Source organism: Rhodococcus ruber, assembly GCF_027270735.1.
GTDB classification, from domain to species: Bacteria; Actinomycetota; Actinomycetes; order Mycobacteriales; family Mycobacteriaceae; genus Rhodococcoides; species Rhodococcoides rubrum_A.
Genome location: NZ_JAPWIJ010000011.1, coordinates 1 through 16,629 on the forward strand (window position 1 = coordinate 1; position 16,629 = coordinate 16,629).

Genomic DNA, 16,629 nt, shown 5'->3' on the forward strand with positions numbered 1-16,629 from the left:
AGAGCGGAAACGAGTCACACCTTCCACCTCGACGAACAACTCCAGTATCACTGAGTGGAACCTCGTAGCCCACTACGAAGACCGGAGTGGAGCCCGCGGAACGACCGCGGGCTCAGCGCTCACATGCCGCAGGCTCTACCCCTCGAGCTTGTAGCCCAGCCCGCGCACGGTGACGAGATGTTCCGGCTTGGCCGGGTCCGCCTCGATCTTGGAGCGCAATCGCTTCACGTGCACGTCCAGTGTCTTGGTGTCGCCCACGTAGTCCGCTCCCCACACCCGGTCGATCAACTGTCCGCGCGTGAGCACTCGACCGGAGTTGCGCAGCAGGTACTCGAGCAGGTCGAATTCCTTGAGCGGCAACGTGATCTGCTCGGATCCCACCATCACCACATGGCGTTCGACATCCATTCGCACCGGGCCGGCCTCGAGCACTCCGGTGTCGACTCCGCCGTCGACCTCGGCGTCGGAGCCCCGACGCAGTACCGCGCGGATGCGGGCGATGAGCTCGCGTGCCGAATAGGGCTTGGTGACGTAGTCGTCGGCTCCCAGTTCGAGGCCGACCACCTTGTCGATCTCGCTGTCGCGTGCGGTCACCATGATGACCGGAACGCCGGAGCGCGAGCGCAATTGCTTGCACACGTCGGTGCCGCTCATCCCGGGGAGCATGAGATCGAGCAACACGATGTCTGCTCCGGCGCGATCGAACTCCGCCAGAGCCGACGGTCCGTCGCCGACGACGGTGGCCTCGAACCCCTCTTTGCGGAGCAGGAAGGCCAGCGGATCGGCCAACGACTCTTCGTCTTCCACGATCAGAACGTTGGTCACTGATTCTCTCTTTCTGTAACCGCAGCGTCGTCTTCTTCTTCGAAGTACGCGGGGATCTGGAGGGTGAAGGTGGATCCGGTGCCCAGCTTGCTCCACAACGAGATGCTGCCGTTGTGGTTGGCTGCGACGTGTTTGGCGATGGCCAGGCCGAGGCCTGTGCCGCCGGTGGCCCGCGACCGAGCTTTGTCGACGCGGAAGAATCTCTCGAAGACGCGTTCCTGGTCCGCCTTGGCGATGCCGATGCCGCGGTCGGTGACAGCGAATGCAACGTGCGAGCCGCGCAGTGCCCGGCTGACCGAGACGGGCGATCCGTTGGAGGAGTATGCGATCGCGTTCTGGATGAGGTTGGCGAGCGCCGTCACCAGTAGTGCTTGGTCGCCGAGTACTTCGAGTCCGCTCGGGTGATCGGTGGTGACGGAAATGCCGGCGTTCTCGGCGGCGAGCTTGGAGCGGTCCATTGCTTCGTTGACGACGGTGTCGACATCGACGACCTCGAGGTCGGGTAATTTCTCCGCCCCTTGCAAGCGCGAGAGTGCGATCAGCTCGGTCACCATGTTACCCAGGCGTTTGGATTCGGCGACGACCTTGCCGCCGAAGTGCCGGACGGAGTCGGGATCGTCGGCGGACTCGAGCAGCGCCTCGGCCAGCAGGCTCATCGCACCGACGGGTGTCTTGAGTTCATGACTGACGTTGGCCACGAAGTCGCGACGCGTCGCTTCCATCCGCACCTGCTCGGAATCGTCGTCGGCGAAGAGAACGACGAACCGTCGATCTTCTTTACTGAGCAGCCGCGCGACGCACCGGACGGCGATCTTGTCGCGGCCGGGCCGGGGGGCCTTGGAGCTGAGATCGACTTCGACGGGATGGCCGTCGGACAGCACTTTCGTCGCAGCAGCCCAGGCGCGCTCGTCGATGGAACGGTTACGCACCAGCCCGAGCTCCTCGGCCCGTGGATTCGACAGCACGACGTCGTGAAATTGATCGACGACGGCGATGCCGCTCTCCGAAGCGAGGACGATCAGGTCCAGTACCTGCGACATCGTCAGGCCGGACGTGGCGCGGCGACGCTCCGAGTGTCGAGTGTTGAGATACGGAATGAGAACACCGCCGACGAGGTATCCCACGAAGGCCGCGGCAATTGCCAGTAGTACGGCCGATGCAACACTCACACCGGAATCGTACGTTCGATGGACGGCTCACATACGCAGGGTGCAGGCATTCCCCTGGTCGTCATAGTCCTCGTCGGCAGTGTTCTTCGTTCGTTCACCTGCAGTTTCGACAAACTGCCGGTTTCTACGCGTTGGAGTTACTTACCGCCCTGATTTGCCACGGCAGCAGCTCCCGCCGCCGCTGCTTCCGGATCGAGGTAGGTGCCGCCCGGATTGGTGGGCTTCAGCTTCCCGTCGACCTCTGTGAGGTCGTACTGCAGTGGGATGCCGGTGGGAATGTTCAGTTCGGCGATGTCCGCGTCGGAGATCTCGTCGAGGTACTTCACGAGCGCACGCAGCGAGTTGCCGTGTGCGGCGACGAGCACGTTCTTGCCGGCCTTCAGGTCGGCGACGATCGTCTCCTCGAAGTACGGGATCAGCCGCTCGACGACGTCTGCGAGGCATTCGGTCAGCGGAACGCTGTCCAGATCGGCGTAACGGGGATCGGCATCCTGGCTGAATTCGCTGCCGACCTCGATGGCGGGCGGCGGGGTGTCGTAGCTACGACGCCACAGCATGAACTGCTCGTTGCCGTACTTGTCCTTGGTCTCGGCCTTGTTCAAGCCCTGCAGCGCGCCGTAGTGCCGCTCGTTCAGACGCCAGTCGCGAACGACGGGAATCCAGTGCCGGTCGGCGGCGTCGAGTGCGAGGTTGGCGGTGCTGATCGCGCGACGCAGGAGCGAGGTGTACAGCAGGTCGGGCAGCACTCCGGCCTCGGCGAGAAGCTGACCGGCGCGCTTGCCCTCGCCCTCACCCTTCTCGGTCAGTCGCACATCCACCCAGCCGGTGAACTGGTTGGACGCGTTCCATTCGCTCTCGCCGTGACGAAGCAGAATCAGGGTTCCGATACTCATGTGGTCAGTTTCTCATGTTCCACTCGTGTTGGCCCGCGTGCGACGAGCACACCGACGACCACGACCATGACGACTGCGGTGAGGGTGATCGGGATAGGAATGATCGGGTCGAGCAACACGAGCACCGCACCGACCGGAACTGCGATGTTGACGATGCGGTCCGCGTGGGCTCGGATGGCGATCAGCCACACTCCGAGGACGAATACCGCGATCGGAACAGTGACGGTGAACGACGCGGCGACGTCGCCGAGCTTGCTGTGTTCGGTGAGCACGTCGATCTCGACCTCGATGCCGGCCGAGAACGCGCCGGCGGCCGCGAAGATGAAGTAGTGCGCGTAGCCGTAGATCAGCGAGTTGCCGAACTGTCCGATTGCTCGGTGATGCGGCGGCCAGAAGTAGATCCACCACAGGCTCGCGGTGACGACGAGTGTGAGGACGGAAATCGAGATCAACGGTGCCAGAGCCGTCTCGTCGTGCAGCGCTTCGATGATGGCGTTGGCCGATGCGAGCAGACTTTCGCCGAGCAAAATCAGCGTGAACAGCCCGTATCGCTCGGTGATGTGATGCGGATGCCACGGCGTCGAGCCGTTGCGTTCGGCGATCACCGGAACCGCCATCTCGGCAGCCGCCAGCACGAAGAACATGACGACGGCGGCCGTGCCGTCGAGCAGCACCAGCCAGAGAATCCACAGGACCTGTACGCCGGCAATACCTATCGCGTACGACAGTGCGGTCTTCTTGTACTCACTCGACCGAGACGCCCGAACCCACTGCGTCACCATGGCCACGCGCATCACCACGTAGCCGAGTACCACGATGGCGAAATCCTTGTCCACGAAAGCCGATTCGACTCCAGCGGCGAGTACCAGGACTCCGGCCATCTGCACAACGGTCAACGCGCGATACAGCCAGTCGTCGGTGTCGAACGACGTGGCGAACCAGGTGAAGTTCATCCACGCCCACCAGATCGCGAAGAACACGAGCGCATAGCTGAGCAGACCATCGGCAAGGTGGTTCTCGGTGAGCGCATGATGGAGCTGTACCGCTGCGATACTCACGGCCACCACGAACACGAGGTCGAAGAACAGTTCGAGGGGACTCGCGGCCCGGTGCGGTTCCTTGGGATCACGCGGTCGCATCGGCACCAGGCGTGCTGTGGAGATATTCACGCGTGCAGACTAAGTCATCCGATTCGCGTACGTTGTCTCGATTGTGTTGCTGCGGTTGCCTTTACGGACATTTCGGGCATGTTCGACGGTATAGCGCGATGATTTTCGGGACCTCACACCCTTTTTGCCGACCGCGCGCCGGGGTTCAGGGCATAGCGGGGGTGCGAGGTCGAGAGAAAGGGTGTGAGGTTGCGGATCTACTCCCCCAGCGCCGCCCCGATCTCGCCGATCCGAGCGCCCATACTCTGATCGACCTCTTCGGTGTCGACGAAATAGCGACGAAACACCGATCGCATCAAGTCGATGACCTCGATGTGCTGCCTGATCACAGCAGCCGCCGACCCTTGTTCGCCATCCGCCAGTCGCTTGAACTTCGCACCCAACATCCGAGCAGACGGAAGGGTGCCGAATGCGTCGAGATCGACGAGGAATTTCGTCTTCCCCAACATTTCTGCCAAGTGGTCGATGTATTCGGCGCAGACCTGGTCGCACCGAGAAGCCACGTCCGCAGGAATTTCCATCAGTCCTGCTTCAGCGCGCTCGGAGAGGTCTTGCCAATACTGCATCGACTCGAACAGATCGCCGTTTCCAGAAGCCATCGAACCGCAGCCTTTCTGTCTACCGTGCACGCGCGGGCAGGCTGGCTTGCAACGATTTCGTCACCCGACCGATTTCCGAACACGGATCACCCAGAGGCTTGCGCCCAGCCCTTCCGTCGAGAATGAAGTACACGATTCCCCCGGTCACTTCGTAAGCAATGCCGCAACTGACCTCGTCGTACTTCGCGGTACGTCGAAATTGCACGAAACCGTCTTCGTCAGCGGCAGTGAAGCTGTCGAACTGGTCGTTCGCTTTCACATACCCGAGGTCGTGAGCCGAGGAGAACAATCCCAGGAAGTACCACGACCCAGGGTCAGGGTCCGTCCAGATACATGTCTTCCAATCGTTGGACAGCGGCGCACCCCCGAACAGGTTCGTGCTCTTGCTCTCCACATCCAATCCCGCAATCTCGATGGCACTGTTCGGGATGGTGCACGGATCCCACGGCTCGGCTGCAGTCGGTGCTGCCGCCGTCGAGGTCGGCGCATCCGCCACCGGCGCATCCGACGTCGAATCGCCACATCCGCCGACCAGAACCATCGCTCCGACCACGCCTGTCACCCACCACCGCGTCACGCCACCGCTCCCCTCGTAGAACCCACCCACCCCTTGGACGCGGCGAACGTCGACTCGGTTCCACAACGACCTCACACCCCTACTGACGACTGCGCGCCCCCGCTCACTTCAGAGCAAGGGCGCGCAGTCGTCAAAAGAGGTGTGAGGTCACCACCTAGAGAAGATCAGCCGCAGTTCGACGGAGCCGGCTCCCCTCGGAATCGTGCGTCCACGTAGGCGTAGGCCTCGGGCAGTCCGACGAGCGATCCGCTGAAGTGTTCCGCCAACGGGTACGCCCGGAACTGAACGGTGGCACCGGCTGCGCAGTAGCGATCGACCGTCTCCTTCACCGGCGCGAACGGGGTGATGAAGTCGTTGATTCCGTGCCAGATGTACACCGGGGCCGTGGGGACACCCTCGTAGTCGACGAGACTGTTCTTCTTCAACACCGCCTGCGCGGAGGGCAGCGATGCGATGTCGACGTTCGACAGATCTCTCGCGCTCTTGAACGCTCCGCCAATGATGATGGGACGCCTGCATTGGTTGCTCACCTGATCACGCAGTGCCAGGCCCGCCGCGTTCAGGTTCTCCGAGACGGGGAACTCGGTCGGGTATTCGCGCTCGAGCCCCAGAGATGCCGCGAGTGCCATTCCGAAGGCGGGGTGCGGAATTGCGCTGTAGCCCAAGTTCTTTGCGATCAATTCCAGGTCGGCAGGAGTTCCGCCGTGCACACTGGCCACGATGTTCAGTTCGGGCGCGTAGGTGGGAGCCATCGCACCGGCCCACGATGTCGCCAGCGCACCGCCCGAGTAACCCAGCAGAGCGACCGGACTCTCCTTCAGCGGCAGCTGCTCGAAGTTCTGCACGGCGCGAACCCCGTCCAGCGTCAAACGACCTTCGTATTCGGCAGCGCCGTAGGCACCGTTCGGTCCGAGGTAATCCGGCACCGCAACCGCCCAACCGCGGGCGACCATCCCGAGGTACAGACTGGGAGCTTCACCGATCTCGTACGTGAAAAGACCATGCGACGGAGCACATTTGACTCCCAGAGCATTGATCACTGCCTGATACGACACCAGTGGCGTTCCCGCACCTCTACCTCGGGGCATCAGCACAGTGGTCACCGCGGCAACGGGAGCACCTGCGGAGTTGGTCGACCGGTACTTGAGTTGCCAGATGTCGGTGTTGGGGTACATCCATGCGTCGGCCCGACGGCTGGCGAGGATGTCACCCGGCGCATGATCGGCTATGTCGGCCGGTGCAGCGTAGAAGACGTCCGGATCGGGGATCGTCGGCGCGGGGGCAGCCGAAGCTGTTGTACCCGTGGCAAACAGGGATGCGCACAGTGCCACGAGGATGGACCCCAGGGCAATCGATTTCTTTCTCAAGGCGAGCCTTTCGGTGTTTTCTGATCGAGCATCACGGCACAGCGTCACGGCGCTACGGGCAGGGAGAACTGGTTGATCGGATCCGTCGAGGAGAAGGTGACGTCCGCCGGGCCGGGCCCACCGGCGAAGGACGGATCGGAAGCGGTGATGTCGACGCCGATGCGGTGTCCACGATCGAATCGATGGACGATGCTGGGCAGTGAGATCGTCGCCGGGTCCGAGGATCCTGTGAGGACGGCGGGTGCGACGAGCCCGTGAATCGGACTCCGCGCACCGTTCGGTGCGACGTCGAGCACGGTGACGAAGACCGTCGCAGGCCCGGACACCGTGGGACTGATGGACAGCTCCGGTGCGCCGACGACGTCGACCGGTTCGGCCAGCGGCGCGGTTGTCCAGGTCGCGGCCGAACCGGGTAGCGAGACCCGAGGCACAGGAACCTCCGCGGCGATGTTCGGAAGCCCCAATGTGGTGTGCATCGGCGATCCTGCATCCCGAATCGTCTGTGCCCATGCATTGTTCGAGGCAATGCCCTCGGACAACGTGCCGTTCGACACGTCGAATGTGCGCCTGGTGCCGACAGGAAATGTGTCCGATTCTTCGTAGGCCGGCGACGCGACGCCGTTGTAAGGCACCCAATCCCGGAAGTAGGTGAATACCGGCCCTGGGTCGACGTCACGATCCTTGAGGTGTCGGTCGAGCCAATTGCCCACCAGTGCCGCTTCGTGCTGATTGAACGGGTCGGGGGCCTTGATGTCGAACTCCCCCGGATACCCCTTCCTGTCGTTGTGTCCCCACGAGTGCCAGACCATGGAGGTTTCCACTCCGCGCGCCCGCAGAGTCTCGAACGTCGCTGCTGCCTCGTCGAGGCTGAACAGTGAATCCTTCTGGCCCTGCGTGAGCAGAACCGGAACATCGACTCGATCGAGATAGTCCACGGGTGAGACGTGACGCATCGCCGCCAGAGTTCCCGGGTCCGGTTCGCGATTGGCAGCGAAGGCGGACGCGGCGTCACACACCCACTGGGCATAGTTCGGGCACCCCTGGGCCCGCGCCGGATCGGCTGCGTACCCTCCGGGACCGGTCAGGACGGCACCGGCCGCCAGAAAAGCGGAACCGAACACGCTTTTGACGGGGCCGACCGACCTGCGCCCGGCTCCATCCGGTGCCAGCGAGCGAGCCAGATCGTTCCACGTGATCATCGACGCGACGGTATCCAGCCGCGAATCCACCGATGCTGCCGCCAATCCCGTTGCACCGGCATAGGACCCACCGAGATAGCCGACGCGGGGATCCTGCGGAGCATCGAGACGAACTACATCCAGAACGGGGGCTTGGACAGATCGAGCAGCGTCGGTGAATACGCCTTCGCTGTCACCGGCTAGGTAGCCGATGAGGTCCGACGCCGCTATGCCGTCGTAATCGGGATCGGCGAAATATATCTTGCACGTCGAGCCACCGAAACCCAAGGCGGAGTACGAAAGAACCACGTAGCCGTGGGTCGCGAATCTCGCCGCGGCACCCGCTTGGTCGTCCTTGGACCCGCCGAAACCGTTGCTGGTCAGGATGGCCGGAGCCCGGTTGTCCGGTCCAAGACCTTCGGGGACGTAGATGTCGCCCACTACAGTGCAGTGCTGATCCCGATCAGGACCCACCGCGACGTCGAAATATCTGGTCTGCACCGAGAAGTCACCGAACGATTGTGGGGCCAGCACCGGAAGGTCCGCGGCATGAGCGGGCGCGGTGGCCACGACCAGAGCGGTCGCGGTGGCACCGACGACGGTCGAGAGCCATTTCATCGGATGCAGTTCGTCGGCGGTGCGACACCCCGAAACCTGTTGTCCAGGAATGTGAGCGCGGCGGGAAGACCCTCGAATGCCGCCTGAATGTGCTGCGGGGCGTGAACGACGTCGAACTGCAACGTCGCTCCACTCGCGCAGTACCGAGCAGCGGTGTCACGCAACGCAGCGATGGGAATGAGCGGGTCGTTGTCGCTTCCCCACAGCAATGTGGGTGCGGTGGGGACACCCGGATACTTCACCAAACTGTTTTCGTCGATGATCTGCTGCGCCTCCGGGCTGTCCACCAGCGAAGTATTGGTGGAGACCGCCAGGGCGCTCTTGAAGGCTCCGGTAGCAAGAATCACCGGTGTGCACGCATTCGAGACCTGATCCTTCAAAGCCAGACCGGTGGGATTGAGCTGCGCGGTGATCGGCAAGCGATCGGGGTATTCGCGTTCGAGACCGAGAGCGGCGGCAAACGCGAGCCCGAATGCCTGATGCGGCTGGAAACCCAACGCACGAGCGATGTTGTCCAGATCGGCGGGCACCCCTCCGGCTGCGGCACCGACGATGTTCAGCTCGGGCGCATAGCTCGGAGCGAGCGCTGCAGCCCAGGCCGTCGCCATTCCACCACCCGAATACCCGGCCATTCCGACCGGACTGGCCGACAGTCCCAGCTCGGGAACCCGCTGCGCGGCGCGAATCCCGTCGAGTGTGATCTGGCCGCCGAGCTTGGCTGCGCCATAAGCACTTTTGGGACCGAGGTGGTCCGGGACTGCGACCGACCAGCCACGCATCAGGGCCAGGTTGAGAAATTCACGCTCCTGAACACCGGTCGTCGGATCGGCCCCGAACAGCGATTCCGACGGTGCGCACTGCAACCCGAGCGCGTTGACGAACGGCTGATACGACAGCAGAGGCCCACCAGGTGCGCGGTTCGCCGGCGCGAGAACGGTTGTCACAGCGGCGATCGCGTCTCCTCTGGAGTCGGATGATCGGTACTGGATCTGCCAGATGTCGGCACCCGGATACAAGGGACTCGTAAAACGTCTGTTCGCCACGACATCGCCGTTGGTCTTGCCGGTCAGGTCAGCCGGAGCCGCGTAGAGCGTGCCGGGCACCGGTGTCGGATCGTTGGGCGCCGCCGATGCGTGTGGTGCAGTGACGAACAGCATCGACATCAGCCCGACGGCGGTCGTCAGGGTCAAGAGGGTGCGGCGCATGATGAAAGCTCTTCTCGATTTCCATTGGGCCCGGGCCATTCGTCGGACCGGGAAGTCTCACGTCGATGTTCGGATCGGTACTTGTCGTTCGGGGGCCCGCTGGTCAAGGTGACCTCTGGGGCACGTTCACGGGCTCTCGCACGCCCTCGGTGGCGACTCGATCGCTGCGCGGCAGTGCCATCGCGACAGCGGTGGCCACGGCCATCGTCGCTGCCAGTCCGAACAGCACTCTCTGCTGCGCGACGAGATGATCCCGTGCCACGGCCTGCACGGGGAGCAACGCGAAATACACGGCACCGGTGACCGCTGTACCCACGGCCGATCCGACCTGTTGGACCGTCGGCATGATCCCCGACGCGGAACCGATGGCGTCGGGTCTCACACCGGCGACGATGGTGCTCTGCAGCGGAGCGATCACCGCTCCCAAGCCCGCCCCGACCAGAACCAGCGGGATGGTCATCGGCCATGGAAAACCTGGCCGATCGAAGTAGTCGACGGCGGCACCGAGGACCAACAGAGCCGCGCCCATCGTGGCCGCGCCTGCCGCTACCACGCGAGAGTCCCAGCGGTGGAACGCTATCGGCGCGCCCAAGGACGCGACGACAGCCCCGAGCGCGAAGGGGATCGTGATCACTCCTACCGTCGACGCGCTGTCGCCCAGTCCGGTCTGCAGCGTCACCGACATCGTCAGAACGAATGCAGTGAAGGTGCCGTACACCAGAGCCGAGACGACACACCCGTAAGTGAACCCCCGCTCGGCGAAGATGCGGGTGTCGACCATCACGTGTGCACCCGCTTCGCTCCTGCGCCGTTCCCACACCGCGAACAGGGCCAACAGAACCAGGCCGATGCCGAGTACGGGTACCGCGGCCATCAGGCTCGCGCTCGTCATGATCGGGTACACGATCGACACAGCACCGATCGACCACAGAACAACCCCGATCGGATCGAACAGGCCACCCGACAGCACGTGCCTCGAACCGGCGCAGACATACCGTCGGGCGAGGACGATCGCAGCCACCGAAATCGGAACGTTGATCAGAAATATTGCCCGCCAACCTGTTCCGAGGATGTCGAGGTGTAGCAGCACCGCACCGACGGACGGCCCGGCCAGACCGGCGAGCCCTGCTGTGCCGCCGTACAAGGCGAACGCAGTGGTACGCCGTGACCCGGAGTAGGTTGCGGTCACGATGGCCACGGTCTGGGCCGACATGGCCGCTCCCGCAACCCCTTGCACGACGCGACCGACGATCAGCAACTCGATGGTGGGGGCGTACGCGCACAGGACCGACGTCGACGCGAACATCGCGGTGCCGACGACGAACGTGTTTCTGCGCCCGAATACCTCACCTGTTCTCGCCATCGTGAGGAGAGCGCACGCGAATGCCAGTAGATACGCCGCTGGCACCCAGACTTGCTGTGCGCCCGTCCCGTCGAGGTCGCGGGCGATCGTGGGTAGCGCAACGGTGACCGCGGTGACGTCGATCATCTGCATCGTGACGGCCAGCAAACAGGCGCACAGCGTCATCCACGAGCCGCTGCGTCGGTGTGTCATACCCTGCTGACGTCCGGAAGCTCGTGCGTGAACGTGCTCGCGTCGGGAAGCTGCGGTACGTAGTCACCCGATTCGACCACGGAGGTGAAGATCTCGAAGATCTTGGCGAAGTAGAGATCGATCGAGCGATCGGCCTCGTCCGTCCCCGGGTACAGAAATTCCACACCGGTGTGATCTTCGAATCGATTGATCCACATGAAGACTTCTTCCGAGCTTCCGCGGTTTCCGTACAACCCGGCTCCGGCCGCGTCGAGTTCGGCTTCACCGGGCAGCTTTCGGACGTCGACGTAGGAGATCATCGGGGCGGTCCAACCCGGTTGGGTGGTGATTCCGTGTTCTGGACCGACCAATTCGAGAACTCGGTGGTAGGACGTGTTCGCCAGCAGCTTCCCGGAATCGAATGCCTGCTGAGCAAGGACTGCCAGAGTGAGAAAGGTCGGCTGGGAACCCAGTTCGAACTGCACGGGAACGAGACTCGAGAACCAACCGATCGAGGCGAATTCGCCCGGCAGAGTTCGAGTGCTCTTGGGCGTCAGGCCCAAGTAGCTGTTTCGGCCGGCCAACTCGTATTCCGCCAAGGCCGCCGCGGCGAAGATGCCTCCGATGAATTTTGCTCCCACTCCCGCACATGCCTCGTCGACGGCCCGGGCCTTCGCGCCGTCGAACAGCGGGAACGAGCTGTGCGACGTCCTGGTGTAGTCGACACTGTTGCGCCCCAGCGGAAGCGGGAATGTCGGAAGGTCGCCACCGTTGTCCGTCACCAGGTCGATCCAGGTATGGACGGCCGCGGACTCCAGGGTCGTGGCGTCGCTCTCGGTGCGCTCACGCCGGCAGTACTCGATGTAGCTGCCCGGGGTGAACAGTCCATCGGACTCCCCCGTCACCGCGTTGCGATAGAGCTGTCTCAGTTCGTAGTACGTCAATGCCTGCGAAATGCCGTCGGTGTCGAGGTGGTCGACCGCCGCGTACACCACAAAATGGTCGTCGTGCTCGATCGTCCCGAAGGAGAAGCAGTCCCAACTCTCCGGCCCCGGAGTGGTGTCCTGCACGTGCCTACGGATGTCGGCCGCGCTCGAGGGCACACCGAAAGCAGTTGGCTCGAGCACGATGTCGTCGACGTCGACGACGTGGCGCACCGATCCGGCCGACGTGGTCTCGAACCAGCTCGAGAACGAATCATGGCGTTTGACAAACGTATTGAACGCTTGTCCCATTGCTGCGCTGTCCAACTTTCCTTCGATGCGGAACGTGACGAGGCACAGTCTGGAGAAGCGGAAGGACGATCCTCGGTTGCGGAACGCGGCCTCGAGGTACGCCTGCTGTATGTGGGACGGACGTGCCGGATGGACGGGTGCCGCTGCGGCAGCGCCCCGTGAAGCGTCGGTAGGCGACCACGTGGTGAGTGGTCCTGGAGCGGGCTTCCACTCGTCGATGAGTCCGAATGCGACCACGACACAACCTTTCGAAGGGGAGAGATACGACGCGACACAGTGAGGTGCGTCGGAGGGGCCAGTGCATCATTCGAGCGAGACCGAGAACACCCCACGGCCCGGCATTTTGGAAAATCGACAAACATGCGCGGGATATCTGTGTCAGAACTGAAGGATCGTCAAGATTGTGGTGGCGGCCAGAGAATCGCTCTAACGTCGGAATCTCAACGCGCTGACCGAAAGCAGGCTCGGCGCTGCCCCCTCGATGTCAGGAACGGTAGATGATCGACCGATACCGCCTGCGTGATGCGACCGTTTCGGCCCTGAGTGTGCTCGCGACCGTCGTTGTTCTCGCGTCGGGCACAGCAGCAGTGGCGACTGCCGAGACAGCGTCGTCGGTCGTCGGAATAGAGGGCATCGGCGAGCGTCGCGACATCGTGCGCGTGCATTCGGCGTCGATGGACCGCGACATCAGCGTCGACATCTTTCGGGCAGAGGCGCCCGGTGCGCCCACTCTCTACCTGCTCAACGGCGCGGCCGGTGGAGACGGCGGCAGCAGCTGGTTCGATCAGACCGACATCGCCGGCTTCTTCGGTGACAAGAACGTCAACGTGGTAGTGCCACGGGGTGGCGCTGCGAGTTACTACACCGACTGGTTGCGCGACGACCCGGTGCTGGGCCGAAACAAGTGGTCCACCTTTCTCGGTCTCGAACTGCCGCCGTTGATGAACGCACTTCTCGACAGCAACGGCATCAATTCCGTCGCCGGTATCTCGATGGCCGGGACGTCGGTTCTGCAGCTGGCCATCGCTCATCCCTCCGTCTACCGATCCGTGGCCTCGTACAGCGGATGTGCCCGTACCAGCGACCCGGTGGGCGCGATGTACGTCAGGTCCGTGGTCGAAGCACGCGGCGGTGGATCCACCGCGAACATGTGGGGACCTGCAGGCAGTGCCGACTGGATTGCCAACGACCCGTACGTCAACGCCGAAGGACTGCGCGGTGTCGCGGTGTACATCTCGAGCGGAACCGGAGCGCCCGGCGCGTTCGATGTACCCGGCGGACCCGGCATCGGTAGTGACTACGGCAAGCTCGCCCAACAGCTCGCCGTCGGTGCCGTCATCGAGGCGACCACCGACTCGTGCTCGCACCAGATGCAGCAGCGCTTGCAGGAGCTGAACATCCCCGCCACCTACAACTTCCGACCCAACGGAACCCATTCGTGGGCCTACTGGCAACAAGACCTACACGACTCGTGGTCGGTGATCGCGCCGTCGATGGGACTGCCGACCACCTCCTGAGCCGTGACTTCCAGCGATGACGAAGGAAACTCGATGAGCCGAACCGACACCGTGGGCACTCCCGCTCTTGCCGCCACCTGGGCCCGTTCACCCTGGACGCTCGCAGACCTCATCGCGGCCAAACACGGCCGAACCATCTCGGTCGTCCTCCCCGCCCTCGACGAGGAAGACACCGTCGCGGACGTCATTGCCTCCATGACTCCCCATCTGGGAAGTCTCGTCGACGAACTGATCGTGCTCGATTCGGGATCGACCGACCGCACGGCTGTCCGGGCGCGCGCCGCCGGGGCCACCGTCGTCTACAGGGAAGAGGTACTACCAGGCCTGCCCGTCGTCGGCGGAAAGGGCGAGGTCCTGTGGCGAGGTGTAGCAGCCACCTCGGGCGACATCGTGGTGTTCGTCGACTCGGATCTGGTCGATCCGGGGACGCATTTCGTGCCGTCGCTCGTCGGCCCACTGCTCATGCACGAGGGCGTCGAACTGGTCAAAGGCTTCTACCGTCGGCCGCTGACGATCGGTGACAGCACCGACGAGGATGGTGGCGGACGCGTCACTCAGTTGACGGTACGGCCCCTGTTGACCGCACTCCGTCCCGAACTGGCCGGCGTCTTTCAGCCGCTGGGCGGCGAGTACGCCGCCACTCGTCAGTTGCTCGAAACTGTGCCCTTCGCCCCCGGCTACGGTGTCGAGATCGGACTGCTCCTCGACACGTATCACCGCTCGGGTGCGGGCACGATCGGGCAGGTCGGACTCGGTACGCGCCGCCATCGAAATCGGCCGACCTCCGAGTTGGCCGTCATGAGTCGACAGATCGTCGCCACCATGTTCGCGCGGCTCGGTCTCGGCGATTCCGGTGCCGGGTTCACCACCTTCTCGACCACGGGGCCTCAGCTCTCGATGAGTGTGGCACCGCTGTCCTTGGTCGACCGTCCCCCGCTGATCACCGTCGACGACTACCTACGTGCCCATCGCCGGCACTCGATGACCGCGCCGGTCTGACCCGAATACAGACGCACCCTCCACCGTCGAGCACGGTGAAGGGTGCGCTGAGTCGTGCAGAAGAACGAACTACTTGCCTGCAGCTTCGGACGCCCGAAGATCCTTGCGGAGAATCTTGCCTGCCGCGGACTTCGGCACTGTGTCGATGAACTCGACGCGCCGAACCTTCTTATGTGGGGAAACACGCTCGGCGACGAAAGCGATGATGCCATCCTCGTCGATCGTGGCACCCTGCTGCCGGACGACGAATGCCTTGGGGATTTCCTCGCCCTCGTCGTCGAGAACACCGATCACGGCGGCGTCGGCGATCTCCTCGTGAGTGAGCAGCAGGGCCTCGAGCTCGGCCGGCGGCACCTGGTAGCCCTTGTACTTGATCAGTTCCTTGAGGCGGTCGACGATGTAGACGACGCCTTCGTGGTCCGCGACAGCGATGTCACCGGTGTGCAGGTAACCGTCGGAGTCGAGCGTCTCGGCGGTGGCGGAGGGGTTGTTCAGGTATCCGACCATCACGTTCGGTCCCTTGACCCACAGCTCGCCCGGCTTGCTCAATCCCTCTGCGGGAAGCTCGATTTCGTCGCCGGTGGCCGGGTCGACGAGCTTGTTCTCGGTGTTGGCCAGCGGCTGACCCACCGAGCTGAGCGGCATGTCGTCGCGGTCGAACGGGATGGCGTGGCTGACCGGGCTGAGCTCACTCATGCCGTAGCCCTGGCGCACCCGCGTGTTCAAGCGCTTCGCGACGGCCTTGCCGAGCTCCTCGTCCAGCGGTGCCGCGCCGGAGAAGATGGTGTGCACGCTGGAGAGGTCGTACTGATCGATCATCGGGTGCTTCGCGAGCGCGACGGCCACCGGCGGTGCGATGAACAGGTACGTCAGCTTCTGATCCTGAATGATGCGCAGGAATTCGACGAGGTCGAACTTCGGCATCGTCACCAGATGCGCGCGCAGCTTGAGAGCGATGTTGAGCAGCACAGTCAGGCCGTAGATGTGGAAGAACGGCAGCAGCGCCAGGATCGCGTCGTCGCTGTCGATGCCCACCCGCGGTTCCATCTGGGCGACGTTCGCGACGAGGTTGCGGTGGGTGAGGATGACGCCCTTCGGGACACCCGTCGTGCCCGAGGAATACGGCAGCACCGCGACGTGCGTGGCCGGATCGAACGAGACCTCGGGAGCAGGCGCGCCCTGGGTGAGTAGATCGCGCAGATTCGGGTGCCCCTCGGCACCGTCGAGCACGATCACGTGATCGGCGTCGATGCCCACCTTGTCCGCGGCCGCCTTCGCCTGCGGGTACAGCGGGGAGACGGTGAACAGGAACTTCGCGCCGGAACCGGTGAGCTGCTTCGCGATGTCCTCTGCGGTGTACAGCGCGTTGATCGTCGTCGCAGTTCCGCCTGCGCGCAGAATGCCGTGCAGCACCGATGCGAACGCGGGCACGTTGGGCGAGTGCAGTCCGACGACATCGCCGACCTCGAGCCCGCGAGCCGCAAGTGCCCCGGCGATCGCGTCGACCTGGCCGATCAGGCTTTTGTAGGTGGTGACGTCACCCGAAGTGCCGTCGATGAGAGCTGGCTTGTCCAGATCGGACTCGGCGATGGACCCGAACAAGAAGTCGTAGACGCTCAGATTCGGGATCTCGACGTCGGGAAAGGGACTGCGGAAGCTCATGGCTCTCCTTCGAAGAACTGCGGCAACAATGATCGAACCTTACCGTGAAAGCGGTCACATCGGACAGCGACCCTACCGCTGA

At 63.6% G+C, this 16,629-nt stretch carries 14 protein-coding genes; 2 read left to right on the forward strand and 12 right to left on the reverse strand.

Annotated features, from left to right (window positions below; genetic code table 11):
• Positions 1 to 135: 135 nt before the first annotated feature.
• The 11 genes from O4220_RS22515 to O4220_RS22565 form a co-directional block, all read right to left on the reverse strand.
• The gene (locus tag O4220_RS22515; RefSeq protein ID WP_032380369.1) at positions 136 to 825 is read right to left on the reverse strand and encodes a response regulator transcription factor; all 690 of its coding nucleotides are present in this window, start codon (positions 823 to 825) and stop codon (positions 136 to 138) included.
• The gene (locus O4220_RS22520; RefSeq protein ID WP_269607730.1) at positions 822 to 1,994 is read right to left on the reverse strand and encodes a sensor histidine kinase; all 1,173 of its coding nucleotides are present in this window, start codon (positions 1,992 to 1,994) and stop codon (positions 822 to 824) included. The genes O4220_RS22515 and O4220_RS22520 overlap by 4 nt, the downstream gene beginning before the upstream one ends.
• Before the next feature lie 137 nt (positions 1,995 to 2,131).
• Positions 2,132 to 2,887, reverse strand: a complete 756-nt coding sequence (locus tag O4220_RS22525; RefSeq protein ID WP_269607731.1) for a phosphoglyceromutase — start codon at positions 2,885 to 2,887, stop codon at positions 2,132 to 2,134.
• Positions 2,884 to 4,026 carry a low temperature requirement protein A gene (locus O4220_RS22530; RefSeq protein WP_269607901.1) on the reverse strand — a complete coding sequence of 381 codons (1,143 nt, stop codon included), beginning with the start codon at positions 4,024 to 4,026 and terminating at the stop codon, positions 2,884 to 2,886. The genes O4220_RS22525 and O4220_RS22530 overlap by 4 nt, the downstream gene beginning before the upstream one ends.
• A 227-nt stretch (positions 4,027 to 4,253) precedes the next feature.
• Positions 4,254 to 4,655 carry a hypothetical protein gene (locus O4220_RS22535; protein WP_269607733.1) on the reverse strand — a complete coding sequence of 134 codons (402 nt, stop codon included), beginning with the start codon at positions 4,653 to 4,655 and terminating at the stop codon, positions 4,254 to 4,256.
• Between the two features lie 19 nt (positions 4,656 to 4,674).
• The gene (locus O4220_RS22540; protein WP_269607734.1) at positions 4,675 to 5,307 is read right to left on the reverse strand and encodes a DUF3558 family protein; all 633 of its coding nucleotides are present in this window, start codon (positions 5,305 to 5,307) and stop codon (positions 4,675 to 4,677) included.
• A gap of 89 nt (positions 5,308 to 5,396) precedes the next feature.
• The gene (locus O4220_RS22545) at positions 5,397 to 6,599 is read right to left on the reverse strand and encodes a lipase family protein (RefSeq protein WP_269607735.1); all 1,203 of its coding nucleotides are present in this window, start codon (positions 6,597 to 6,599) and stop codon (positions 5,397 to 5,399) included.
• 44 nt (positions 6,600 to 6,643) lie between these two features.
• On the reverse strand, positions 6,644 to 8,395 hold the full coding sequence (locus O4220_RS22550) for a CocE/NonD family hydrolase (protein WP_269607736.1): 1,752 nt from the start codon (positions 8,393 to 8,395) through the stop codon (positions 6,644 to 6,646).
• On the reverse strand, positions 8,392 to 9,600 hold the full coding sequence (locus tag O4220_RS22555; protein ID WP_269607737.1) for a lipase family protein: 1,209 nt from the start codon (positions 9,598 to 9,600) through the stop codon (positions 8,392 to 8,394). The genes O4220_RS22550 and O4220_RS22555 overlap by 4 nt, the downstream gene beginning before the upstream one ends.
• 103 nt (positions 9,601 to 9,703) lie before the next feature.
• Positions 9,704 to 11,155 (reverse strand): MFS transporter, encoded by a 1,452-nt coding sequence (locus O4220_RS22560; protein ID WP_269607738.1) that lies wholly within the window; start codon positions 11,153 to 11,155, stop codon positions 9,704 to 9,706.
• The gene (locus O4220_RS22565; protein WP_269607739.1) at positions 11,152 to 12,606 is read right to left on the reverse strand and encodes a condensation domain-containing protein; all 1,455 of its coding nucleotides are present in this window, start codon (positions 12,604 to 12,606) and stop codon (positions 11,152 to 11,154) included. The genes O4220_RS22560 and O4220_RS22565 overlap by 4 nt, the downstream gene beginning before the upstream one ends.
• 260 nt (positions 12,607 to 12,866) lie before the next feature.
• Here O4220_RS22565 and O4220_RS22570 point away from each other — a divergent pair, with 260 nt between their 5' ends.
• Both O4220_RS22570 and O4220_RS22575 read left to right on the forward strand, forming a co-directional pair.
• Complete coding sequence (locus O4220_RS22570; protein WP_269607740.1) at positions 12,867 to 13,886, forward strand: alpha/beta hydrolase; 1,020 nt, start codon at positions 12,867 to 12,869, stop codon at positions 13,884 to 13,886.
• A gap of 33 nt (positions 13,887 to 13,919) precedes the next feature.
• The gene (locus O4220_RS22575; RefSeq protein ID WP_269607741.1) at positions 13,920 to 14,885 is read left to right on the forward strand and encodes a glucosyl-3-phosphoglycerate synthase; all 966 of its coding nucleotides are present in this window, start codon (positions 13,920 to 13,922) and stop codon (positions 14,883 to 14,885) included.
• A 69-nt stretch (positions 14,886 to 14,954) separates the two neighbouring features.
• Here the strand turns inward: O4220_RS22575 and O4220_RS22580 are convergent, their stop codons facing one another.
• Entirely contained in the window at positions 14,955 to 16,547 is a 1,593-nt protein-coding gene (locus O4220_RS22580; RefSeq protein WP_037171871.1) for a 4-coumarate--CoA ligase family protein, read from the reverse strand.
• Positions 16,548 to 16,629: the final 82 nt, after the last annotated feature.